Source organism: Paenibacillus apiarius, from assembly GCF_017052585.1.
GTDB lineage: Bacteria > Bacillota > Bacilli > Paenibacillales > Paenibacillaceae > Paenibacillus_B > Paenibacillus_B apiarius.
The window spans coordinates 5,493,509-5,516,883 of sequence record NZ_JAFFHZ010000001.1 but is presented as its reverse complement, the minus strand read 5'-3'; the positions used below and the strand labels follow the sequence as shown (position 1 = coordinate 5,516,883).

The 23,375-nt window shown below is 52.2% G+C and carries 17 protein-coding genes; 6 read left to right on the top strand and 11 right to left on the bottom strand.

The features are described 5' to 3' along the window. Positions 1-128: 128 nt before the first annotated feature. The gene (locus JSQ80_RS24405) at positions 129-539 is read right to left on the bottom strand and encodes a DivIVA domain-containing protein (RefSeq protein ID WP_206097065.1); all 411 of its coding nucleotides are present in this window, start codon (positions 537-539) and stop codon (positions 129-131) included. A gap of 197 nt (positions 540-736) precedes the next feature. Here JSQ80_RS24405 and JSQ80_RS24400 point away from each other — a divergent pair, with 197 nt between their 5' ends. Further along, on the top strand, positions 737-1,546 hold the full coding sequence (locus tag JSQ80_RS24400) for a DUF2935 domain-containing protein (RefSeq protein WP_206097064.1): 810 nt from the start codon (positions 737-739) through the stop codon (positions 1,544-1,546). Between the two features lie 153 nt (positions 1,547-1,699). On the opposite strand, the gene JSQ80_RS24395 is transcribed toward JSQ80_RS24400, so the two are convergent. Beyond that, on the bottom strand, positions 1,700-1,858 hold the full coding sequence (locus tag JSQ80_RS24395; RefSeq protein ID WP_206097063.1) for a hypothetical protein: 159 nt from the start codon (positions 1,856-1,858) through the stop codon (positions 1,700-1,702). Between the two features lie 73 nt (positions 1,859-1,931). Continuing rightward, on the bottom strand, positions 1,932-2,723 hold the full coding sequence (locus JSQ80_RS24390) for a GNAT family N-acetyltransferase (protein ID WP_206097062.1): 792 nt from the start codon (positions 2,721-2,723) through the stop codon (positions 1,932-1,934). Between the two features lie 439 nt (positions 2,724-3,162). Here JSQ80_RS24390 and JSQ80_RS24385 point away from each other — a divergent pair, with 439 nt between their 5' ends. After that, entirely contained in the window at positions 3,163-7,773 is a 4,611-nt protein-coding gene (locus JSQ80_RS24385; protein ID WP_206097061.1) for a S8 family serine peptidase, read from the top strand. Positions 7,774-7,807: 34 nt separating this feature from the next. On the opposite strand, the gene JSQ80_RS24380 is transcribed toward JSQ80_RS24385, so the two are convergent. The 3 genes from JSQ80_RS24380 to JSQ80_RS24370 all read right to left on the bottom strand — a co-directional run bounded on the left by JSQ80_RS24380 (position 7,808) and on the right by JSQ80_RS24370 (position 12,968). After that, entirely contained in the window at positions 7,808-8,737 is a 930-nt protein-coding gene (locus JSQ80_RS24380) for a D-alanine--D-alanine ligase (protein WP_206097732.1), read from the bottom strand. Positions 8,738-8,745: 8 nt separating this feature from the next. Continuing rightward, a complete protein-coding gene (locus JSQ80_RS24375) occupies positions 8,746-10,200 on the bottom strand; it encodes an aminotransferase-like domain-containing protein (RefSeq protein ID WP_206097060.1) in 1,455 nt (484 codons plus the stop codon). Positions 10,201-10,307: 107 nt separating this feature from the next. Continuing rightward, positions 10,308-12,968 (bottom strand): phosphoenolpyruvate synthase, encoded by a 2,661-nt coding sequence (locus JSQ80_RS24370; RefSeq protein ID WP_206097059.1) that lies wholly within the window; start codon positions 12,966-12,968, stop codon positions 10,308-10,310. Between the two features lie 210 nt (positions 12,969-13,178). On the opposite strand from JSQ80_RS24370, the gene JSQ80_RS24365 reads away from it, so the two are divergent. Beyond that, on the top strand, positions 13,179-13,820 hold the full coding sequence (locus JSQ80_RS24365) for a TetR/AcrR family transcriptional regulator (protein WP_206097058.1): 642 nt from the start codon (positions 13,179-13,181) through the stop codon (positions 13,818-13,820). A 73-nt stretch (positions 13,821-13,893) separates the two neighbouring features. After that, positions 13,894-14,865, top strand: a complete 972-nt coding sequence (locus JSQ80_RS24360; protein WP_206097057.1) for an aldo/keto reductase — start codon at positions 13,894-13,896, stop codon at positions 14,863-14,865. An 83-nt stretch (positions 14,866-14,948) separates the two neighbouring features. Here the strand turns inward: JSQ80_RS24360 and JSQ80_RS24355 are convergent, their stop codons facing one another. From JSQ80_RS24355 to JSQ80_RS24345, 3 genes are all read right to left on the bottom strand, one after another. Then, positions 14,949-16,373 (bottom strand): NAD-dependent succinate-semialdehyde dehydrogenase, encoded by a 1,425-nt coding sequence (locus JSQ80_RS24355; protein ID WP_206097056.1) that lies wholly within the window; start codon positions 16,371-16,373, stop codon positions 14,949-14,951. Between the two features lie 158 nt (positions 16,374-16,531). Continuing rightward, complete coding sequence (locus JSQ80_RS24350; protein WP_206097055.1) at positions 16,532-18,538, bottom strand: S9 family peptidase; 2,007 nt, start codon at positions 18,536-18,538, stop codon at positions 16,532-16,534. A 122-nt stretch (positions 18,539-18,660) separates the two neighbouring features. Further along, positions 18,661-20,367: a glycoside hydrolase family 19 protein gene (locus JSQ80_RS24345; protein ID WP_240463793.1), complete on the bottom strand. Its 1,707-nt coding sequence runs from the start codon at positions 20,365-20,367 to the stop codon at positions 18,661-18,663. Positions 20,368-20,578: 211 nt separating this feature from the next. Here JSQ80_RS24345 and JSQ80_RS24340 point away from each other — a divergent pair, with 211 nt between their 5' ends. Together JSQ80_RS24340 and JSQ80_RS24335 are read left to right on the top strand one after the other, a co-directional pair. After that, positions 20,579-20,782 (top strand): MerR family transcriptional regulator, encoded by a 204-nt coding sequence (locus JSQ80_RS24340; protein ID WP_206097054.1) that lies wholly within the window; start codon positions 20,579-20,581, stop codon positions 20,780-20,782. A gap of 13 nt (positions 20,783-20,795) precedes the next feature. Next, on the top strand, positions 20,796-21,011 hold the full coding sequence (locus JSQ80_RS24335; RefSeq protein ID WP_206097053.1) for a hypothetical protein: 216 nt from the start codon (positions 20,796-20,798) through the stop codon (positions 21,009-21,011). A gap of 10 nt (positions 21,012-21,021) precedes the next feature. Here the strand turns inward: JSQ80_RS24335 and JSQ80_RS24330 are convergent, their stop codons facing one another. Beyond that, a complete protein-coding gene (locus JSQ80_RS24330; protein ID WP_206097052.1) occupies positions 21,022-21,303 on the bottom strand; it encodes a hypothetical protein in 282 nt (93 codons plus the stop codon). A gap of 286 nt (positions 21,304-21,589) precedes the next feature. Beyond that, the gene (locus JSQ80_RS24325) at positions 21,590-23,284 is read right to left on the bottom strand and encodes a M3 family oligoendopeptidase (protein ID WP_206097051.1); all 1,695 of its coding nucleotides are present in this window, start codon (positions 23,282-23,284) and stop codon (positions 21,590-21,592) included. Between the last annotated feature and the right edge of the window lie 91 nt (positions 23,285-23,375).

Sequence of the window (23,375 nt, the reverse complement as noted above, 5' to 3'; positions counted from 1 at the left end):
ATTCACCTAACATTTCATTATGATGAGCAATTCATTGCTATAAGTATAACGGAATGTAATGAATCCGTGACCTGCCATTTTCCGCTCGCCCTCCCCATCCAATTGGACGGTGATTACATGCGGTGAGGTTAATCACGTTCGCTTTCGAAACCGACTTGTATCCGATATTTCAGCTCATCGATGTTATGCTCCAACTGCTGCACGACGTCTTCGATGAATTTCTTGTCAATCACCGGCCGTTTCTCTGCCGGAGAGCCTGACTCGGCCGGCTCCGTCTTTTTATGCTGGAGTGCTTCATAATTGGCTCGGGCTTGATGCTGCACCTTTTCATATTGATTCAACAAATCATTTATAACGACAAAGAATTGCCCGTAATCTTTAATTACCGTGTCCAAGAACGTATCCACTTCATCTGGATCATACCCGCGGAACTTTGTTGCAAAGTCCTTCTGATGAATCGTTAATGCATCCAATTCAACGTCCAGCTGCTTGAACAGCTTTCTCTGTTCCTCAAATTGGCGTTCTATGTTCTCTTCCATTATCCGTTCCTCCATTCCAACCTGCTCATGCTGCAAATCACTACATTCTCTAATTTATCACACTATCAGGCTTGCAAACAGTTTTCAAGTGGTCTTACGTCGCAAATTCAGTCCCGGCAAGAGCCGGAACCTGCATATATTCTTATATTACCGAATACGCTCTGTTATGCAACGTCAACGAGAGGAGGAGCGAAATCATGAGTGGCAATCGCGTTTCATCTGCCTTGTTCGAGCATCGGTTCTGGCTGCAAATCCTAGGCGATCATGCCCGGTTCATCTTCGATGCGTTATCACCGAGAGAAACGAAAGATATCCAAAACGCGCAGTACTTCATTCAAAGCTTCGATATGCTGCTGGAACAGTCCAACAAGGAGGACGCGGCAGCAAATCTCAACAACATTGCTCAGCAAGCCCGCCCCCTGACATTGCAACTGCGTTCCTTCAAGCTGGACTTGCAGCGAAGGCTGTTGCTCAGTCAAGTCGCGGTAAGTCTGCCGCCGACTTTTTTCAATCACATGGTAAATGAGCTCGATGAATACGTGCTTATTTTAAACGCTCTCCTATCCGGCCATCCCGTGCCCCAATTCGACCCGCTTCATTATGACTTGGTATGGCTCTCAGATGCGGCGGGACATGCGGCTTCCATAGCGTCGAATCTGGATGCTGTCGAGAGGCGTCTGATCGAGAAAAGCATGAAGTTCGAAAAGCACTTCAATGACTTTTATTTGAAGGCGGTGGAAATGGTCGGATACATGCGTACGCAGTTGAAAGCATTTCCGGCGCTGCGGCGGTTCCATTCGGATGTGAATCTTGAAATCAAATTGTTCACAAAGTTTCTGCTGGAGCTGGAGGAGATGGAACTGAATTCGGAAGTACTAGACATCATCAGTCCGCTCATTCCTGATCATATGGCACGGGAAGAGTGTTATTACTTAATTAAGCTTGCCCAATCTGGGGCAGTCCCGAATCCCGAATGCGATCCGACAACACCCCGAGTGGTAACCTGACGTTCCCGCCGCTTATGGTATGGGTTTGCAGTTCTCCATAAGGTGACAAGTTTGAACGTGTTGAGGTAGGGGTGCCCCCTTCAAATTTTCACCATACGAGATGCAAAAAAAAGCTTGGCGCCAACCAAGCTTTTTTGTCTTTCATCTCATATATTATTCTTTTGCAGCCTCTGCCGAACGATTGGCTGCTTGGCGTTGGGCATCTGTCACTTCAGAGGCAAATTCAGTGTCTTCGTTGTTTACGACCGGCATTTTATTGAGTTTGGTCGACTGTACTTCCGCTTTCGTGGCTTTATCGTGAGTATTGTCCATTTTCAGCTCGCTCCATTCATGTTAGGATGTCTAATTGTGTGTCAAGTTATAGTATGTATAGCAACAATTGTTATTATGCATCGCCAACAGCAAATTCAGCGATGTACTGCTCGCAGATGGATTCATAACCAAGCGATTCATATAGGCGAACCGCGCCTTCGTTCTCTCTCAATACATTCAAATATACATTTGGCGTTACCTCTCTCCCTTTGCGGGTGAGCTCCGCGCATACCCTTTTGCCGTATCCTCGTCTTCTCCTCGAGACATCCGTTCCGATATTCCCCAGCTCAACATAATCCTCGTTGTAGATGTGGTAGCCTCCCACCGCGACCAGCTCCCGTTGTTCCATCACGCCATAGAACGGGTGCCGCAATTCTTCTCTCGTAAAGGCCATCGTATGAAGTTCTGCCATTTTCGACTCAATGCGGTCATAATGGGACGGTCCCAAATGCACGACGCGCCCGTCCTCCTTCGGCAACGCCTCCTGATGGATATGCTTCATCAGAAGCAGTTCTTTGGGCGGCTTGAGAAAGTCGAGCTGAGAGGCGAGGAGCGCCATTTCGTCCTGATTAATAATAAAGTTGCCTACCGTATGGTCCGGCAACTGCAGTTCCTGCTTCATGAACGATAGCAATGGACGGATGCGAAATGACTCCTGCACGGGATATACGGAAAAGGCATGATGAAACGGAAGTCCCCTTAAATAAGCCAGCACTCCGAGCAGTTCGCCCCGGCCGGTAAACTGCCCGTAATGCACGGCATTATGCTTGCGGAATGTAAGGTATGAATAGTATAGAAAATGCTGTTCCCTGTTTATCGAATGCAAGATTGCCTTCATCTCTGCTGGCGTTAATTTGCGTATCATGTTCCCATCCCTTCGAGGTTTGCTGTTGCAAGCTGCTTGCATGATCAGCTCTTATGCAAGTCATTTAAATATAAAGTCTTCCCCTCCGTCAATGTCAAGCGGGAACAGAGGGAAGCCGAGGGACAGGCGGATAAGCGCTGCAATCATTATTCTACTATTCTAGTTAAATTCATATCAATTGAACAAGAATCCTTTTATATCGCAGCCTCGAATAGCTCAAAGGTATTTGATAATTATTAGCGCGGAAGACATAAGCAAATCGCGAGAATAACGATAAAATTAGACAAAATTTTATATAATTCTTTCCTTTCCCCTATAAATCTACTTCTATAACTTTAGGACCAAATCCTCATGGATAAGCTCGAACAGTGTATTAAAATGATGACTATGAATCCATGGTAACATATGGAATCTATTACTATACAAAGGAGGGTGGTGAGTGGTTTACATATTCGACATCGTTGCTAGAGCAGAGCATAAATTTCCGAAGGGAGGCTACAGCTTGAGAACGCATACGATACGTAAAAAATTAGCCGGACTCATTAGCATCGCCATGGTTGCGGGGATGCTGTTCCCGGCCCCGTCAATGACCTACGCACAGGAGACTCCTCCTCTGGAGCAAGTGACTCCGAAGTTAAAAGCCACGCTTTCGCCACAGCTCCCGATCCGTTCTCTCTCCACACCTTCCTCGCTTCGTTCCAAGGCCGACATTTTTGTCGCGCAATCCGACAGCGATGAACCCGTGACGGTGATCGTTGAATTGGAAACGGACCCCGTAGCCTTGCATGAGGCAAATGCAAAAAACAGCATTGTGCCGTTCTCTGGCAATCACGAGAAAAAAATCCGGTTGGAACATGCCGCATTCAAAATGAAAGCCGAGAGCAGCCTGAATGTTGAATTCAACCACGAATACACGACGGCATTCAATGGATATTCGGTGCGCATTCCCGCAAATGAAGTAGAGCGGTTGGCAGAAATCCCAGGTGTCAAAGCCATCTATCCGAACTTGGTATACAGTGCGCCTCCAATCAATGATGAACTGCCGTTCGGACCGCTCATGGATGACAGTGCGCCGCATATTGGCGCGAACAAGCTCTGGGATATCGGCGTTACAGGCCGAGGCATTAAAATCGGCGTGCTGGATACGGGCATCGATATGAATCATCCGAGCTTGAAAGGTGCGTATAAAGAAGGCTGGGATTTCGTCGACAAAGATCCCACTCCGATGGAAACCTTGCCGGATTCGACGAAGCTGCCTTTGAAGGACGGGACCCCATATCACACGACGCATGGGACGCACGTATCCGGAACGATCGCCGGACGCGGCAATCCGGATGACCCGAACAGTCCAACCGGATGGGTCAAGGGCGTAGCTCCCGGCGCTGAGTTGTACGTGTACCGCGTGCTCGGGCCTTACGGCAAAGGCTCGACTGATAACATTACGGCAGCGATAGATACAGCAGTAAGGGAAAATCTGGATGTCATCAATCTGTCGCTCGGCGTAGACTTCAACAATGCGTACACGGCCGATTCGGTTGCGGTCAACAATGCGGTGGCCGCCGGCGTGACCGTCGTCTTGGCGAATGGGAACGCAGGTCCGAAGGCCGGCACCGTCGGCAGTCCCGGAGGAGCGCATCTTCCGATATCCGTCGGCGCTTCCACGCCTCCAACGATTACCCCTGTGTTCGATGCTCCTGGGTTGAAACGGGTCTATGCGCATTTGTCCGAGAACGCCAAAGAAATAACCGAACAAGGCAAATCGTTCGAGATGGTATATGCCAATTACGGAAAAGCCGAGGACTATAAGGGCAAAGACGTTGCCGGCAAGCTAGTGCTTGTTTCGCGCGGCGGTACCATTCTTGTCGGAAACGAAGAGGTTGGCATGACTTTCGGAGACAAAGCGGTCAACGCGGCGCAGGCCGGCGCAGCCGCACTCATTATTTTCAACAATGTAGATGGGGAACTCAAAGCGACACTCGGAGACCCCGGCGAGTATATCCCTACCTACTCAGTCTCTAAAGATGCCGGCTTAACGCTCAAGGGCAATATTGAACGCGGAGTAACTACTGTCGCTTTCTCTACGATTGAAGAGCAGGATCTGTTGGCTGACTTTAGCTCCCGCGGCCCTGTTTACCCCGACTATACAATAAAGCCAGACATCTCCGCTCCGGGGGTCGCCATCCGCTCTTCCGTTCCGGCTTGGGACGGCAACTATGAAGATGCTTATAAAGATTCGCAAGGCACCAGCATGGCCGCCCCTCATATTGCAGGCGCCGCCGCCTTGCTGCTCGAGAAATATCATCATCGAATCAGAACGAACGAACTCAAGTCGCTGATGATGAATAATGCCGTGCCGATGTATGATCGCGATAAAGCTCCCTATTTGGTAATGGAGCAAGGCGCAGGCCGGGTCGACTTGAACAACGTCATCTCTGCAAAATCGATTGCAATGGCCAAGGCAACAACGACAGCCACAGAAAATAAACAAGAGTCCGAGTACGAAACGGGAAGCGTATCTTTCGGCTTGGTCGGAGCAGGCAATCAATATTCAAAGAGCATTAAAGTCAAGGATATCGCTAACGAAGATCAAAGTTACAGCATCTCGATCCAATGGAATGGTACCGATAAAGGACTTAAACTAAGTGCTGACACCGACACTGTCACAGTGTCTCCGAACGGAGAAAACACGTTTGACGTTAACGTGATGGTGCCGGCAAACGTTCCCGATGGAAGCTATGAAGGCTTCATCATTTTAACGGAGGCGCAAGGACATGTGCTTCGGCTTCCTGTCAGCCTGTATGTCGGGGATAAATATGAAATCGATACGATTACAAACATTACGACTGATCCAGTGTTCTTCTCTCCGAATGGAGAATCCCCCAAACAGAGGACTAAAATGACCTTTGCCGTGACGAGGTCAATCGAAGATTTCACGATTTCGGTCACCGACAGTGTATATGGCCATCACATGGGAGACGTTTATGTCAGCAAGGATTACGGTAATATGCACGATCCAGATATATATGGCATTCAGAATTGGAATGGAACCGTAAAAAAAGACGGCCAATCCGTCACGCTGCCGGACGGAAAATATCATCTTGTTCCTGTCATTGGAGAGAACAAGCTGGAAAAACAGAAATCATGGTTTATCATCGATCGGCAAGCGCCTGAGTCCGTAATGGATGAGGATCCTGTTCGAATCGATGAGGTAAATCCAGGGAAGGGCATTATATCGGGGAAAGTGACGAAGGATTTGCTAATTGATTTGCTCCCTAATGAGCCTGTAGGCAACAATATTTTTGTAACGGCAATTCATCTAAGCAGTGGGGATCTGACAAACGGCACCGTTAATAATGACGGGACGTTTACGATTTCCGCGCCTTTGAATCCGGGCATGAACAACTGGGCTATTTATGTTTATGACGCAGCCTCTAACGGGGTGCTTGCCCCTGCACACCACGTCGTGTTTGACAACAAGGACAAGGTGTACGCCGGAAGCGCCAAATCAGAAGTGCTGACAGGAGAACCGTTTGATGTCAAGGTCAACTTCTCCGTTCCGGAAGCTGTCTACTCGGCTTCGTTCAGCCTGACCTATGACCGCAATCTGACTCTGGAAAAAATAGAGCCAAGCGTAGTGTTGGCTACTTATCAGCAAAAGCACCATCCTGATGTGCCGCTAATCATCGAGCAAGAAACAAGCGATTTGGATAATGGCATGAAGAAATTGGATTACTCCGTCCGTTTGACTGGCGGCGCCTATAAAGGAGCCGGTGCTATTGCAAGCATCACCTTTTCTAGCAACAAGGAAGGAACGTATACCTTTAATCTGACGGATGCGAAGCTGCTCAATGTTAACGAAGAGACCATTCCGATTGAAGAGCTCCACTCTGCGACCATTAAGGTAATCAAACCGACCGTTCCGAATCCGAAGCCGGGTACCGCACCTTCAGCATCTTCTTCGGGAAGCTCTGCCTTCGCGGCCGCTGTTCCAGCGGCGGGCAGCAAACTGAAGGCCGGAACGTTGACCGAAACGAAGAAGGGCGATACGGTGAATGCGGTTCTCAAAGTAGATGTCGCAGCATTGAAAAAACAGCTGCAAGACAAGGACGCCAAGCAAGCGCAACTTGATCTCAGCGATGTGCAAATGAAGAAATACGGTGAAGTAAGCCTCACGCTCGAGAAGTCGGCTGCACAGACACTGTCCGACTCCGGCAAGGGCTTGCTGCTGTCCGCCGCTGATTTTGACGTCTCCATTCCGAACAAGGCCATTGCCGGACTTATCGGAAACAATGGATTCGAGCTGGTGCTATCCTTGGCTGACCATAAGGAAAAAGGATTCAGCAAGGATCAGGGCAAGACAACCTTTACAGCTCCAAAGCTGACCATTCATGGACCTAAGGAAATGAAAGATACCGCATTGGAGATTACCTTGAAGCTCGACACTGCAGCATTGCAGGATATTCGCAAGACCGGCGCATACGCTCAAGACGCGCAAGGCGACTGGAACTATGAAGGCATCGGCACGAAAGCAAAAGATGGAAAGGCCGTTACCTTCAAGGCAGCGCACTTCGGCGCATATACGATCGCAGAGCAAGCGAGATCGTTCCTTGATATCGCTGCCCATTGGGCCAAGGACGAGATTGAAGTCATCGCGGCGCACGAGCTGCTGCGCGGCAAAGACGGCACGGGTACGTTCAAGCCGAACGATATGGTAACGCAGGCGGAGTTCGCTACGTTGCTCGATCGTTTGACGGACAACGGCAAGACATGGGAAGACCGGATTACAGAACCGGGCGCCCGCGATCCGTTGACCCGCCAGCAAATGGTCGTTATGCTCGCGCAAGCGCTGGGGGCAGACCTGTCGCAGTTCGGCGCGTCACTCGGCTTCAAAGATGAAGCGCTCATCTCGAAGGACGCCAAAGCGGCTGTTGTCTTCGCCGTAAGCAAAGGCTTGATTAAAGGAACCAACGGCAACAAGTTCGATCCGGCAGGCACGTCCACACGGGCGCAAGCGGCACTCATTCTGTACCGCGTTATGAATTTGCAATAAGACAGGCTAAACAGAAGAAGCAGATCTCCGGGCGTTATCGCCCGAGGAGACCTGCTTCTTCTTGTGTTCGTTCCCGCAAAGAATGCGTAATGATTTCATCCAGCAGCTGGCTGTAAGAAATGCCCGCCGCTTGGGCGCTCTTCGGCAGCAAGCTGTTCTTCGTCAATCCCGGCAGCGTGTTCACTTCCAATACATAGGGAATCCCGTCTTTGATCATCATGTCGATACGGGCATATACGCTGCACTTCGTTGCTTTATAAATTCGGAGAGCTGCCTCACGAACCGCCTTATCGTATGACTCAGGCAGTTCGACGACTTCCTCTGCCGCCCCGCCGTCATCATACTTGGACGAATAATCGAAGAAATGCGCATTGGCCCGGATAGACACGATCGGCAGCATTGTTCCGTTCAGTACGGCACACGTAATTTCGTCGCCGCCAATATATTGCTCCAGCAGCACTTCCCGGTCCCATTGAAGCGCATCTGCCACCGCTTGACGCAGACTGTCCGCGCGGTCGGCAATCTGAACGCCGATGCTGGAGCCGCCCGTATTCGGCTTCACGACGACGGGATAGCCGAGCCGCTTGCCGACTTCCGCAGTGTCGAGCTCATCGAGCGAGGTAATCAACATCCAGTCCGGCGTCGGAATTCCCTCGAAGCGGATGATTTTTTTCGTCAATTCTTTGTCCATGCACAAGCTGCTCGATAAGACGCCGCCGCCTGTATATGGAATGCCTAGCGTCTCCAGCGTGCCTTGCACCGTTCCGTCCTCGCCGTATTTGCCGTGCAGCGCCAGCACGGCGACGTCCACCTCTTTGACTTTGTCAATAAGCTCTTCCTTCGAATTCAGCTCTATCGGTACGGCTTCATATTTGTCATCCAAATGAGCCATAATTTCCTTCCCCGTCATAAGCGACACCTGGCGCTCTGATGAGACTCCTCCCATAATAACGCCGACTTTCATTGCTTTCATCACAAACCCTCCCGCATCAGCTGCCTAACCGTCTCGCCTATCGTTGCGATGCCTTTCTCCAATTCTCCCTCAGAAACACGCGAGAAGCCGAGTCTGAATGTATTGGCACCGAACCCATCGGTATGAAAAATATCTCCTGGCGTGAAAACCACGCCCCGGCGCACACACGCAGCGAGCACATCGCGCGCCGGCAAGGAATCATTCAATTCAATAAATAGATGCAGTCCTCCGTCGCCGCTCAGCCTCGTATAAGGAATGTGCTCCTTGCACCATTGAACGGCCAATTCATATTTGTGCTTGTATGCATTTCTGGCCCGCTTGATATACTTCTCGAAATTACCGTTATGCAAGTATTGATACAACACCGCTTGATCCAATGTAGATGTATGAATGCTCCGCGCCCGCTTCATGCTTTCCAAATAATCGACGAGTTCGCGATCCGCCAGCACCCAGCCTACGCGAATGCCCGGGAACAGCACCTTGGAATAGCTGCCGATATAGACAACGTTGTTGCCGCTGCCCCCGCAGGCGATGAGCGGAGCGACGTGCGAGCCGGAGTAGCGCAGTTCCTCATTGAAGCCATCCTCGATGACCGGGATTCGATAATGCCCGAATAGACGCAGCGCTTCCATCCGCTTCTCCGGGGACATGACAATGCCTGTCGGATTATGATAGGACGGAATGAGGTAAGCCAAGTCGAATGACTGCTGCGCCAGAGCCTGTTCCAACTCTCCTAACCGGAAGCCGTCCTCTTCCATGCCGATTCCCTTGATCTCCATGCCGTGCATCTTGAACAGCTTGATGGCGGTATGATGGGTCGGATTCTCGCAGAGCACGCGCCGATGCGGCTTGCCCATGGCAGACAGGACGAGGTCGAATCCTTCTGTAAATCCGTTCGTCACGAGCAGATCTTTTCCGGTCAAATCCACGCCCTTCGTCTCCATATACCGCAGCAAATAGTCGATTAACGGCTTATAGCCTTTCGCATATCCGTAGTTCAGCAAAATCTCGCCTTCCAGCGACATCCGGTCCAGAAAGGCCCGCTTCACATTATGCAAATCGAACAGCTTCTCATCCGGCGCAATGCTGGTGAAGGAAATCATCCCCTTCTCCCAACGGACGCCGTGCTTCATGAGATCAAGCTCCTCGGCCGTGCGGGCGCAATCTCCGATCATTTCCTTCCATTCCAACCGCGCGCTGTCTGCGGAAGGCACGACCTCCTGCGAGACATAGCTGCCTTTGCCGGCAACGGAATGGACGAGTCCTTCGTCCTCCAGTTCCCGATACGCCGTAATCACCGTATTGCGGCTCAGCTTCCACAGCGCTGCGAACTCGCGGGTCGAAGGGAGCTTCTGATCGGAACGCAAAATTCCTTTATATATCAATTCCTTTATATAGTCCTTAACCTGAACGTAAGCAGGGCGCCCATCCATGAGCTTGAAATCGTTGAACATTCACTCATCCCCTCACGACTATATTGGCACATTTCAGCTCATAAAAAAAGAACCGCGCCATGCCTTTTTCAGGCAAATCGCGGTTCCTGCGCATATTAATGAGGTGATTAGGCCATACTATGCGCTTCTTGCAGCACGAGCACATGTCCTTTGGTGCCGTCCAATCGAATCAACGCGCCATCTCGGATGAGCGTCGTCGCATGCTCGATCCCGACGACGGCAGGCATGCCGTACTCGCGGGCGATGACCGCGCCATGCGTCATCATGCCTCCGATCTCTGTGACGAGCCCCTTCGCTTGCTGGAACAGCGGTGTCCAGCCTGGATCGGTAAACGGCGCTACCAGAATCTCGCCTTCTTTAAGCGCAGCCGTGCTCGGATCGAGCACGACTCTGGCTCTGCCCTCGACGATGCCCGGAGAGACCGGCGTTCCAATTAAGGAGCCTTCCGGCGCATCGCCGCCGTCCAGCCTGCCCTCGATAATCTCCCCTTCGCTCGTTATGACTCGCGGCGGCCGCAGCCGCTGATAGTGCTTATAGCTATCCTTGCGGGCAGCGATCAGCAATTGAACGTCTTGTTCGAATGTGCCGGTGATGACATCCTTCATTTCAGGCAAGGTCAGGAAAAAAATATCGCTCCGTTCGCCAAGGACGCCCCGTGCCGCGAACTCATCGCCTAACTCTATCACCGCTCGCCTATAGAGCTCCAAATGCCGAACCAGCACGAACTTAGAATGCTCCCGCAAGCCCATGAAGCTGCGATAGACGGTAATCAGCCTGGACACGATCCGCTCCTTGAACGCTCCATCTTCCATGCTGCGGACTTGTGAAAGAATGCGTCTGGCTGCCGCATCGGCTTCCAGTTCCCCTTGCCGGAAGCGCTCGCGGTGCTCTCCGTGCTTGACGCTGTCCAGATGACCCACGATCGAGGAGATAAGCATATACGGCCGTTCCGACCAACGCGTTCTGACGATGTCGATCTCGCCCGGGCAACGGGCGCCGTATCGTTCCAGCCACTGTTCGAAAGCCGATTTGAATTCCGAGCCTCCGGCAACCGTGTCCAGCCCCTCCATAAATCCATCCTCAGCCGCGTTCCTCAAATACGCCGCCAGCTCCGGGCAGGCACGGGCCATATCCGCCAAGTCCCCCAGTTCCAGCCCCATCTCGCCCGTGACATTGAAAGGAAGTGATTTATTCAGCGTGATGAGCTCGCCGCCATCGAATGTCCACCATTTCGCCAGCAGTTCGAGCAGATGCTGCGCGACCACGGACGCCATCATATAGTGAAAGTCATCGCGCATCAAGCTTTCAAATAAAGACTGGCAATTCTGCTGAATAAACGTAATTTTTTCGGCTCCGCCGCATTCGTTCAAACGCTGCCGGCACATCTCCACGCGGCGCTCCGCATTTCCCTCGACCTCCGCGTAAGCCGCCTGGCCATCCCCCTCCAACATGTCCTTCAGCACTTGCGTCGCAAGCGGGGGAATCATCTCCGCCATTGGATCCGCGTCTGGGGAGGGCCCTTCCTTGATTGGAAAGCGATGCAGGATTTGTCTGGCCGCGCTGCCTATCAAGGCGTCCATCTTGTCTATTACCCGCAGCATCACCTTGCGGGCCAAGTCGGATTGCAGTGAACCCGTTATATCGACGAACAGTCTTCCACCCGCTTCTACCAACGATTCCACGCGTTCATCCCCGGCGGAAGCCCGTTCATTCGGTATCTTCCAGACCGAAATTCCAGCAGGTGACATCGTATCCGTCATCATTTGCAGGTGGCCGAACGAGCAATAAACATGCAGCCCGTCGTCCGGCGCGTTAGGTATCGGGAAGATTGAAGTAATCGGCCTGGCCTGAACGATGAAGAATTGTCCGCAGGACAGACACCATTCAATATCTTGCTCCGATCCGTAATGAGCTTGAATCCGCTTGCCCAGTCGGGCCAGCTCCACAATCTCTTCGTCGGACAGCGCCTGCTGCTTCTGCTTCTGTTCGGGAAGACGTTCGACAACCGTGCCTCCCTCGGCGAGCGGAAACACAGCCTCCTGCTTGCACGATACCTGTCTTTTCACGATGACGCCTTGTTTGACTTGATACAAGTCGGGATTAACCAGACCCGATACGAGCGCTTCACCCAGCCCGAAGCTCGCATCAATCGAGATGATGCTGCGGTTGCCTGTAATCGGATCGGCCGTGAACATCACCCCTGACACGTCAGGCACGATTAAATGCTGGATGATGACGGCAAGCCGGACCGAGCGATGATCGAATCCGTTCTTCATCCGGTATGCAAGGGCTCGTTCGGAGAATAGAGATGACCAGCATTGCCGAATGGCATCGAACAGCTGCCGTTCCCCTTTTACATTCAGGAAAGTATCCTGCTGTCCGGCAAAGGAGGCTGTCGGCAAATCCTCCGCCGTCGCACTGGAACGAACGGCATACACATTATTGTCGCCCAATTCTCTCCATGCGCCTAGAATGTCTTCCTTCAAGTCACTCGGGATACCCAGGCCGATGATATGCTGCTGTATCCGCCGGCTTACACGCCGTATCTCTTCCCTATCCTGAACGGTCAAGCGGTCGAGCTCTTCATAGAAGGAATCCATCTGAGCCGATTGTCCCACTACCGCGTCATAGGCGGAAGTAGCAACGCAGACTCCAGGCGGAACGGAAAATCCTGCTTGCAGCAGTTCTCCCAGATTGGAACCTTTTCCCCCGACGATTTGCAAATGGGTCCGATTTACTTTCTCCAAATTCATGACAAAAGGCAACAACGGCTTCAACTCCTTAGCAATAGGTTAAAATAGCCACAAATACTAGATAATGAATGTATTGTTGATTATCATCCAATTGGATGTTTATAATTTTACCAAGAGCTGTTATTTGTTCAATACGCAGTTTGCCGTCTTCTGTTCATTACCGTACAAAGGGAGCCGAATTGTTGATTAAATGTAAATTATTCGTAAACGAGAAGGTGATGTTCGATGTCCAATACAGCGGATCGGCGGGTTAAAAGAACGAAAAGGAAAATAAGACGCGCGCTTATCGAATTGATGAACGAAAAAGAGTTCGGGGCAATAACGGTGCAGGACATTGCCGAACGAGCAGACATTAACCGGGGAACATTCTATTTGCACTATCAAGACAAATACGATCTGTTCGAACGAAGCGTAGACGACATACTGGAAGAGCTCGCAAAAACTGTCGGGCCAACCGAAAATGAGAGGCGGAACATGGCCCGGAAATACCCGGAACAGCAAGTTATCAGATTGTTCTCCCATTTTCAGCATCATAGCGATTTTTACAAAACCATGTTCGGGGATCATGCCAGAACGTATTTTCACAACCGCTTCATGGACATGCTGCTCAAGCAATTCAGCCAAGCCTTTGAAGAGTTGAAGCTGACGCCACGCGCCATGAACGGCATTAACAAAGAGATTGTGACCCACTACGTTCTGTTCGCCCATCTGGGGGTATTGGTGAACTGGCTGGAGCAGGATACCCCTCATTCTCCCGAATATATGGCGAAACAGTTGGAATCGATTTATGATTACGCATATCAATTTGCGCGTCCGGTGGACGAGCGCTTGACTCGCGCCAATCGGCATGGTGCCGATTCAAGATAGCAACGGGCCGCTAACTGTAGTAAACTATCCATGCAACTTGTCTCATAGACTACAGACGATGGAGTGACTGCATGTGACCACAATACCATTACAACGCAGCGGCTATCCGGTCAGCCGTCTCGCGCTCGGCTGCATGGGGCTGGGTGGAGGCTGGAATAACGAGCCGTATGCCGCCGAACATGTGAAGCAAGCCCACGAAGCCATGGAGGCCGCTCTTGACAGCGGCATCAATATGTTTGACCATGCCAATATTTATACATGGGGCAAAGCGGAACAAGTATTCGGGGAGGTGCTCAAGGAAAAACCGCAATTGCGGGAACGCATCTTCATCCAATCCAAGTGCGGCATTCGCTTCGCCGAGGGGGATATCCCGGGACGGTACGATTTCTCCGAACCGCATATTCTTGCCAGCGTAGACGGCATCCTATCCCGCCTTGGCGTCGATTACCTCGACTTTTTGCTGCTCCACCGGCCGGATCCGCTGATGGATCCGGACGAAGTCGCGAGCGCCATTCACCAATTGAAAGCGTCCGGCAAGGTCCGCGCATTCGGAGTGTCGAATATGAGCGCCGGGCAGATTCGCCTCCTGCAGGCATCTTGCGATGAGCCATTCATCATCAATCAACTGGAGATGAGCCTCGCCAAGATTGGCTGGCTGGACGCAGGTGTCCATGTGAATCAAGCTGCGGCCGCTGCCGATATTTTCCCCGAGGGAACGATGGAATTCTGCCGCTTGGAGAACATTCAAATCCAAGCGTGGGGACCGCTCGCACAAGGAATATTTTCTGGCCGTTCCACTCACGATCAGCCTGAATCCATTCAAGCGACAGCGACATTGGTGCAGCAGATGGCGGAAGAGAAAAACACGACACCGGAAGCGATCATCCTCGCTTGGTTGATAAAGCACCCTGCCGGCATTCAGCCTGTCATCGGCACAGTCCATCCAGCGCGTATCCGGGCTTGCGGGGACGCCGTCAATGTGACGTTGTCCCGCGAAGAATGGTTCCGTCTCTATGTCAGTTCGAGAGGACGGGCTCTTCCGTAAGCCTCTGCAATGCGAAAGAGGGAGCGATCGCTTGAAAAGGCGATCGCTCCCTTCTTATACAGATTATAATCATGAGCCGGATGTCATATCCCCAAAGAAATATATTTGATTTCCAAATACTCCTCCATTCCGAAATGACCGCCTTCCCGGCCCAAGCCGCTCTCCTTCAAGCCGCCGAACGGCGCCTGCGCTGCCGAGGGAGCCCCGTCATTCACGCCGATAATGCCATATTCCAAGCTTTCCGCAATCGTTACCGCCTCCCGAATGTTCTCGGTGTACACGTATGCCGCAAGACCGTATGGCGATTCATTCGCACGCCGGACGACCTCCTCCAGCGATTGGAACACCGCTACCGGAGCAAGCGGGCCGAATGTCTCCTCCTGCATGCACAGCATCTCGTCCGTCGCGTCCGCGATAACGGTTGGCTTGATGAAGTACCCGTCTCTATCCTCTGCTGCGTGACCGCCGGCAACGACTCGTCCGCCTTTGGCGATGGCATCGGCAATATGCGCCTTCACTTTGCCTACCGCCCGCTCGTTGATCAGCGGCCCGATGTCCGTCGTATCCAGCATGCCGTCCCCAACCTGCAAGCGTGACGTCCGGTCGGCGAGCCTGCGGGTAAACTCATCGGCGATAGGCGCGGCAACATATATCCGGTTCGTGCATACGCACGTTTGACCCGCATTGCGGAATTTGGACGCAATCGCCCCTTCCACCGCCATTTCGAGATCCGCGTGCTCCGTAACGATAAATGGAGCATGGCCGCCCAGTTCTAGCGAGACCTTCTTCACTGTATCTGCCGCGCCCCGCATCAATTGCTTGCCTACATGCGTGGAGCCGGTGAACGACAGCTTGCGTACGCGCGCATCTCGCTGCCACTCGGCCGCAATGGCTGCCGGGTCCCCCGTCACCACGTTCAAGACGCCGCGCGGGATGCCGGCTTCATCAGCCAATTCGGCAAGCTTGAGCGCGGTGAACGGCGTTTCTTCGGACGGCTTAACAACGACCGTACAGCCGGCTGCCAAGGCAGGCGCCGCTTTACGTGCAATCATCGCCGCGGGGAAGTTCCACGGCGTAATCGCCGCGACGACCCCGACCGGCTGCTTCAGCACGATCATCCGCTTATTCGGAGATGAAGCGGGAATGGTCTCCCCATATATTCGCTTCGCTTCTTCCGCATACCACTCGATATATTGATTGGCATACCGAATCTCCCCGATCGCTTCCTGCAGCGGCTTTCCCTGCTCCATCGTCATGATGCGCGCCAATTCGTCCGTATGCGCTTCAATGAGCCTATGCCAGTTCTTCAGCAACTTGCTCCGTTCGTCTGCCGTCGTCTTGGACCAGCTCCGGTAAGCTTCATATGCTGCGTCAACCGCCAGCTTCGCCTGATCGCCGCCGCCGAACGGGACCGTGCCCACAACTTGTCTCGTCGCTGGATTGATGACCTCTATTGTCTTATCTGCATCGGCCCATTGACCGTCAATATACATGCCATATTTCATCATAAGATATTCCCCCAAAAATTCAGTCATGACATCGTCTAAGACGATAGGTGCTTATTATAGACTAACATGAAAATGTTCGCCATAGTTACACCCTTTCCCCTTATGGCTGCAACTGGAAAATTCATGTTGGGAGCAAATTGAATTGCGGTGGCTAGGCCCTACGCTTGAAGCAATCCGTTCATCCATCCGGCGATTCGGTTCAGCCGTTCCACCCGCAGCTCAGGATGTCCGCTGCGGGACAGATCATGATTCGCGCCCGGAAACCGCACGAGCTGCGTCTTCTTACCCAGACGCTTCAAGGCGACGTACAGCTGCTCCGCTTGCTCGATCGGGCAGCGCAAATCCTCTTCTCCGTGCAAGATTAGCAGCGGCGTCTCCACTTGCTTCACATAAGCAAGCGGGGAATGCTTCCACAGCTTCTCCGGCTCTTCCCACGGCTGGCCGCCGATCTGGTCTTCAGTGAAGAAATACCCGATGTCGCTTACGCCGTAGAATGAGAGCCAGTTGCAGATGGAACGCTGCGTTACGGCTGCCTTGAACCGGTTCGTATGACCCACGATCCAGTTGGTCATGAATCCGCCGTAGCTGCCGCCCGTCACGCCAAGGCGCTGCTCGTCCACATAGCTGTAATGGGATACGGCATAATCAACCAATTCCATTACATCCAAATAATCGCGTCCGCCGTAATCACCGCGGCACGCATTGACGAACTCTTGGCCATAGCCATGCCCGCCGCGCGGATTGCAATAGATGACCGCGTAACCTTGTGCGGCCAGCAGTTGGAACTCGTGCATGAAGGAGTTCACATACATGGCGTGCGGTCCTCCATGTATCTCGAGGATGGTGGCCGCCTTCTTCCCTGTCTCCAGCCCGACCGGAGGCAAGATCCAGCCTTGCACCTTTTCGCCGTCGGACGCTTCGAACCAGAACGATTCGGGCTTGCTCAGCTCCAGTTCCTCCAGGAGTGCCGCATTGCTCCGCGTTAATTGCACTTCCTGCTTGCTCTCTGCATGCAAGCGGTACAGTTCTCCCGGCCGCTGCGTATCCGATGCAACCAGAACGAGTTCGTTGCCGCTTCCGGCATACGCGATCTGAATGATTTCCCGCGGACCCGACGTCAGCATCTCATGGCTGCCGTCCACGCCGAAGCGGCCGACATGGACATTACCTTCCGTCGTCACGATCGCATAGACGGATTGCCCGTCCCGGCTGAAAATAGGACCCGAGGACCCCGCCATTTTCATATCCGTGACTGCCGCATTCCCCATAGTCAGATCCAATCCGCCTGTCAAGCAGTTGATTTCTCCACCGGGATACACAGCGGTGTAAATCTGTGTCGTCGTTGCATTGCCATGCGAATATTCGTGGCCGAAAAAGGCGATGCGGCTGCCATCGGGCGAGAACGCCGGCTTGCTGACGGACATTCCGGCCTTCGTCAGTCTGCGGAACGCTCCTCCATTCCGTCCGACGGCAAACAGATCGTTCGTTAACACAAGATCGGCATCTCTCGATGCATCGTCTGGAATTTTAGCTGCGAACACGATCGCGTCTCCGCTCGGGGACCAAGCAAAATCGGTCACATCAAAGTGGTCGGACGTTATCGCGTTGTCACTCGCTTTTTCAATGTCGTGCACAAACAAATGCGCTCTCTTGCCATCCCATAAGCCGGAACCGTCGGCTTTGGACTTCATCCGATCCACGACGAGCGCTTGCTTTCCCGGCTTAGGCGAGTCATCCCGTTCGGCTGTTGCATCATCGCCTTTCGCCTGCATGTCCGGCTCTGCTTTTGCCGTATACAAAAGGGCTTGTCCGTCTGGCGACCAAGCGAAGGCGCTGACTCCCTCTCCGGCCTTCGTAACGGCGTACGCTTCTCCACCGTCCGCATCGATGAACCAAACTTGGTTCTTCTGTCCGTCCTTGCGGAGAAAAGCCAGCTTGGAGCCGTCCGGCGACCAAGCAGGCGCCGAATCGTGTTCGCCGCGCGTGAATTCCCGCTGTGCGCTCCCATCCCCATCCGTCAGCCAGATGCGTGAGCGGTACCCGCTCTTGTCTTCATTTACGGTCTTGGATACATAGGCAATCGTGCCGCCGGCAGGACGGATCGCCGGGTCGCTCACCCAAGTAAATCGATACAAATCCTCGGCTGTGATTCGTCTTTTGATCATTAGTGCATGACCTCCTGTTCAAATTTTGGATATGTAATCACTTTACCATGATATGAGCATCATCTCACTCAAAAAAACCTCTCCAACCGGAAAAGATTCCGGTCGAAGAGGCATTTCATTTCCTAAAACGGCCGCATGCCAAGCGTATCGAGCTTCTCGCCCGTGATATCCACGCCCTCCTTCGCCGTAATGTCGCGATAGTGCCCCGCTCTGCGAGCAATGCGAACGTCACTCTCGCCGAGGTTGCCTTCCTGTCCCCCGTTGATGACCATAATCGTCACTCCGAAGCCCGGCGGGTTCAAGCCTTTGGCAATCTCCTCAGCCGAAGGCACCCAGTTGCCCACCATCACGTCGTGACAGGATGGCTTCGGCGATTGCGGCGTCATCCAGAACAAAATCGCCGTCATGAACCCGAGCTTCCCATCCGCCGTGATGCGTTCCGGCTCGTTGAGCAGCACTTGCTTGTCGCCATAAATAATTGAACTGAATAATCCATAATTATAATTCCAGCTTAATTGAATCGGCCCGCGTCCGTGATATGATTTGCCGGACACAGGAGGAAAGTCCTTGTTTGCCCCATCTACATACCCAATCCCGCCATTACCCCCGATATAGCTGACTTCTTCATTCCAATAGAGGGCCCATCGCAGTTCTCCTCCCGGAGCGGTCGCCCAGCCTCCGCCCGTTTCATGAGCAATATTGGCCAAGAAAGCGGCAAGCTCACGTTTTTTGTCCTTGTCTGCTCCTTCCTTCAGGAACGAGCCAAAGTCGACAATCCGGGTCAGAATCGGCTTCGCGGCTGCCCAGTCGTCGTTAAAGCCTGACGTTTCCAGCAAGAGCGTTTCCTTCTTCTGCGCTTTGTCCAGACGGCTAATCCGCTGCAGCCATGCCGAACCTTCCCGCATTTCGATTTTATACTTGATATTCGCTACATCGCGCACGGCTGCTATTAAATTGTCATAGGAGTAATAATCGGTTTGATCGGCGCGATAATACGGTTTTCCGTTCGCAACCTGATGCCATTCCGGCGATCCGATGCGCAATGGGAACAGCTCTTCGAATTGCGCTTTCGACAGTGCAGCTTGCACGGCTTGCGCCGCTTTGTCCGGAGCATACTGCGGATCGATGCCTTGCCATAGCGACGCAATTTGCTCGTCCGTTAATATCCGGCTCTGCCCGACCCCGAGATCGGTTCCGGCAGCATCCGTCCGCACGCTCAGCTCCGCGCTAGCCGTTCCATTGCCGGCTGCATCGTAGGCTTTTACGGTGTATGTGTATGATGTATCCGCTTGCAATCCGCTGTCTGCATAAGATAAGGCAGTCACCGAAGCGAGAAAGGTTCCGTTCCGGTACACGTCATACTTTGCAATGCCGATATTGTCTGTCGCTGCTTCCCAGCTCAATGTTATAGCGTTTGAACTTTTAGCCGATGCATGAAGACCAGATGGAGCCGTTGGCGCTTCCGTATCGGATTCACCCCCGCCGGGATTGCCCGGATCGTCGCCGATAAGCTCCCACGGCGTTTCCCACGGATTGGCTGCCGGCTTATCCGGAACGTCGTTTTGCGTCCACCATTTCGCGCGGTATTGCTTGCCATTATAAGTAACAATGCTTCCTGCCGCGTAACTTTTCTCTGCCGACCATGCCTCAGCTGCCGCAGCCCCGGTGCCCAATTGTTCAGCGATAGGCTCGCTTCCTTGCACCATGGCGGCCTCTTCAGCTCCAACCGCGGCCCCGAGCGGAGCAATGAGCAGCGAGGTTCCTAACATGAGCGCGCTCATGCGCCGCAAAAACTTGCCAGAATACGGATAACTTCGACTCAACATCATTCATGCCTCCTTAATAAATGGGAATAGATGACTACTCCACTAATGTAAGGGAACAAGGCCTCTTTTGACTATAGGCATAAACTACAAATTATGTAAACGCTTTAACTCTATTCCTGTCTGACGGTATGGAATCGACTAACCCGTGCTTGACCCTCACATGATGTTATACTTTATCATGACATTACCGGGCCCGTGAAAGGGCTTATAACAGATGCGCATCAGTGACCTGTCACGTCTGACTGGAGTCAGCATTCGCTCCTTGCGATATTACGAAGAAAAAGAGCTGCTCTCTCCTGTGCGGACGGAGAGCGGCTACAGAGAATATGACGCCGCAGACGTCGTACGAGTGAGAAAAATTCAATTTTACTTACAATTGGGCGTTCGTACGGAAGAACTAGCCCATCTATTCCGCTAATGCAGCTGCTTCGGTGGAGCGGTACCGGCAGGTCTATCATTTATCGGCGCCTGTTCGCACTGGCGAAGAGGCATATGAGTGGCAGCTCGACAGAGGCGGGATCCGACTGCTCCAGCAAGAGCGGGAACAACCAGGATTCTCGGCCGTAACCATTGCAGACAAGGAATGTGAATATCGGATTGAATTCGTTCCGCAGGCAGGGATGACGATCACGCAATCATCACTATAATTGAACAGTCTCATTTTGCCGGAATATATTCGGCACCAAGCGTGTACGACTCTTCATTGATTGTCTCGACGCGCTGCAGATAAATAAGCAGAATGACAAAATCCTGCAAGCTGTCAGCGATGACAATTTTATCGTCTTCATCTCTGCCGAAGTTCTGCCCCGTCGTTACAAATACGGCATATCCAGCCCTGCTCAAATTCCGGGGATATGGATCGTAGAACGCATTTTTCCGGAATGGGCTGACCCACAACTCTCCGATTAGATTTAGCACGACAATTACGAAGTTTTTCACTATGGACCATATACTCTTCATATGCCTTTGCTTCATTCTCCCTTTCAATCAGAAATACATTCGTTTCTTCAACATTGGTTTGTTGCTGAGTTAAGGGGAGAGTGAGGCTAAATGCTGTTAAGTACACAATAGCCCTTCCAACCTTCTGAGTAAGCCTATTGGATAAGAAAAGTCAGATGCTGCGGGACAAGCGGAGTGGTTTATACGGCAGTCAGACTTATTCAGAAAAAAGCCGCAATGCGTTCAACGCATGCGGCCTTGTTGGAATTGCTATATTCAGCTCAGCTTACAATACCGTGTCATCTACCCCGTTCAACCATGCTTCGATCTCGCCGATGACAGACGCCACACAGCCATTCTCGAACGGAGAAGTCAAGCCAGCCAGTTTCACTAAGCCCGTAAAAGAGTGGCTGCCCCCAGCCTGGCACAATCTCAGGTAGTCGGTCCATGCCGGCTTCCAATCCTCGTTCATCCGCTTCCAGAACTGGAATGCGCACAGTTGGGCCAATGTGTAATCGATATAGTAGAATGGCGATTGGAAAATGTGGCCCTGCTTGTGCCAGAAGCCGCCGCGCTCCAAATAGTCATTGCCCTCGTAATTCCGGTGCGGCAAATACTTCTTCTCGATATTGCGCCAAGCGGTTTTGCGTTCCGCCGGAGTCGCTTCCGGATTCTCATATACGAAATGCTGGAATTCATCCACGCTGACACCATAAGGAATAAAGGTCAGAGCAGATGCCAGATGATCAAACAGGTATTTATCCGTGTCTTCCTTGAAGAACAATTCCATCCACGGCCAAGTGAAAAATTCCATGCTCATGGAGTGAATCTCCGCCGCTTCATAAGTAGGCCAGTTATATTCCGGCACTTCGAAATGTCTGCTCTCGTACACTTGGAACGCATGACCCGCTTCGTGAGTCAATACGTCGATGTCGCCGGAGGTGCCATTAAAATTCGAGAATATAAACGGCGCTCCGTGCTCGCTCAAATACGTGCAGTAGCCCCCGCTCTGCTTGCCTTTCTTGCTGACCAAGTCCATCAGCTCGTTATCCATCATGAACGTAAAGAACTCGTTCATTTCCGGAGATAACTCAGCGTACATTTTCGCGCCATTTTGGAGAATCCAATCCGGGTCACCTTTTGGTGTCGCATTTCCTGTCTTGAAGCTGAAGCCTTCATCAAAATACCGCAATTGGTCGACGCCAATCCGGTTGCGCTGGCGTTCCTTCAGCTTCGTGGCGACGGGAACGATCTGCTCCAACACTTGGTTGCGGAAGCCCGCGACCATGGCAGCGTTGTAATCGGTACGGTTCATCCGGTCATAAGCAAGCTCCACGAAATTGTTATAGCCAAGCTTCTTCGCAATCTTCGTGCGCACCTTCACCATATCATCGTAAATGCGATCGAACGACGCTTCATTTTCCGCCATGAACTGATATCTGGATTCGGATGCCCGCTGTCTCAGCTCCCGATCGGTGGACAGCTCGAACGGCGTCAACTGCGCCAAAGTCCGCTCTTCGCCTTCGAACTGGATTTTCGCGGAAGCGATAAGCTGGGAATATTCCGTCGCAAGCTTATTCTCTTGCTGTAAATCTTCTATAATATCGGGATGGAACGTCTTCAAGGACAGCTCCGCCAAGGCAAACAATTGACTGCCCCACTTGCCTTCCAACTCCGTTCTGAACTTCGAGTTGACCAACGCGCGATAATAGTCTGTTATGTATTCTTGGATGACCGGACCGACCTCGTCCATATAATCCTGCTCCGCCTTATAGAACGCGTCCGTCGTGTCTACGGAATGGCGAATGCCGACAATTTGGCTCTGGGTATCGATTTCGCTGCGCAGCTTATTGATAGCAGCCATGGCGCGATCCTGCTCTTCTAAGCTCTTCGCCGTATTGAAGGCGCTCAATAGTTCTTTAAACTGCTGTTCAACAGCTTGAATATTGGGACGCTCATATTGATACTCACTGAATTTCATATAGCATGTATCCTCCCTATGGGTTAATCTGCATCATTCTACTGCCTGTACCTATTATACAAAACAATCGTCATACAATTCCATGATGGAA

Bases quoted from the DNA above. Each gene is read 5' to 3' on its own strand.
- JSQ80_RS24325 (WP_206097051.1), bottom strand. From the start codon at position 23,284: ATGAAATTCAGTGAGTATCAATATGAGCGTCCCAATATTCAAGCTGTT.
- JSQ80_RS24375 (WP_206097060.1), bottom strand. From the start codon at position 10,200: ATGTTCAACGATTTCAAGCTCATGGATGGGCGCCCTGCTTACGTTCAG.
- JSQ80_RS24340 (WP_206097054.1), top strand. From the start codon at position 20,579: ATGCGCATCAGTGACCTGTCACGTCTGACTGGAGTCAGCATTCGCTCC.
- JSQ80_RS24380 (WP_206097732.1), bottom strand. From the start codon at position 8,737: ATGAAAGTCGGCGTTATTATGGGAGGAGTCTCATCAGAGCGCCAGGTG.
- JSQ80_RS24365 (WP_206097058.1), top strand. From the start codon at position 13,179: ATGTCCAATACAGCGGATCGGCGGGTTAAAAGAACGAAAAGGAAAATA.
- JSQ80_RS24405 (WP_206097065.1), bottom strand. From the start codon at position 539: ATGGAAGAGAACATAGAACGCCAATTTGAGGAACAGAGAAAGCTGTTC.
- JSQ80_RS24345 (WP_240463793.1), bottom strand. From the start codon at position 20,367: ATGATGTTGAGTCGAAGTTATCCGTATTCTGGCAAGTTTTTGCGGCGC.
- JSQ80_RS24355 (WP_206097056.1), bottom strand. From the start codon at position 16,373: ATGATGAAATATGGCATGTATATTGACGGTCAATGGGCCGATGCAGAT.
- JSQ80_RS24350 (WP_206097055.1), bottom strand. From the start codon at position 18,538: ATGATCAAAAGACGAATCACAGCCGAGGATTTGTATCGATTTACTTGG.
- JSQ80_RS24390 (WP_206097062.1), bottom strand. From the start codon at position 2,723: ATGATACGCAAATTAACGCCAGCAGAGATGAAGGCAATCTTGCATTCG.
- JSQ80_RS24400 (WP_206097064.1), top strand. From the start codon at position 737: ATGAGTGGCAATCGCGTTTCATCTGCCTTGTTCGAGCATCGGTTCTGG.
- JSQ80_RS24395 (WP_206097063.1), bottom strand. From the start codon at position 1,858: ATGGACAATACTCACGATAAAGCCACGAAAGCGGAAGTACAGTCGACC.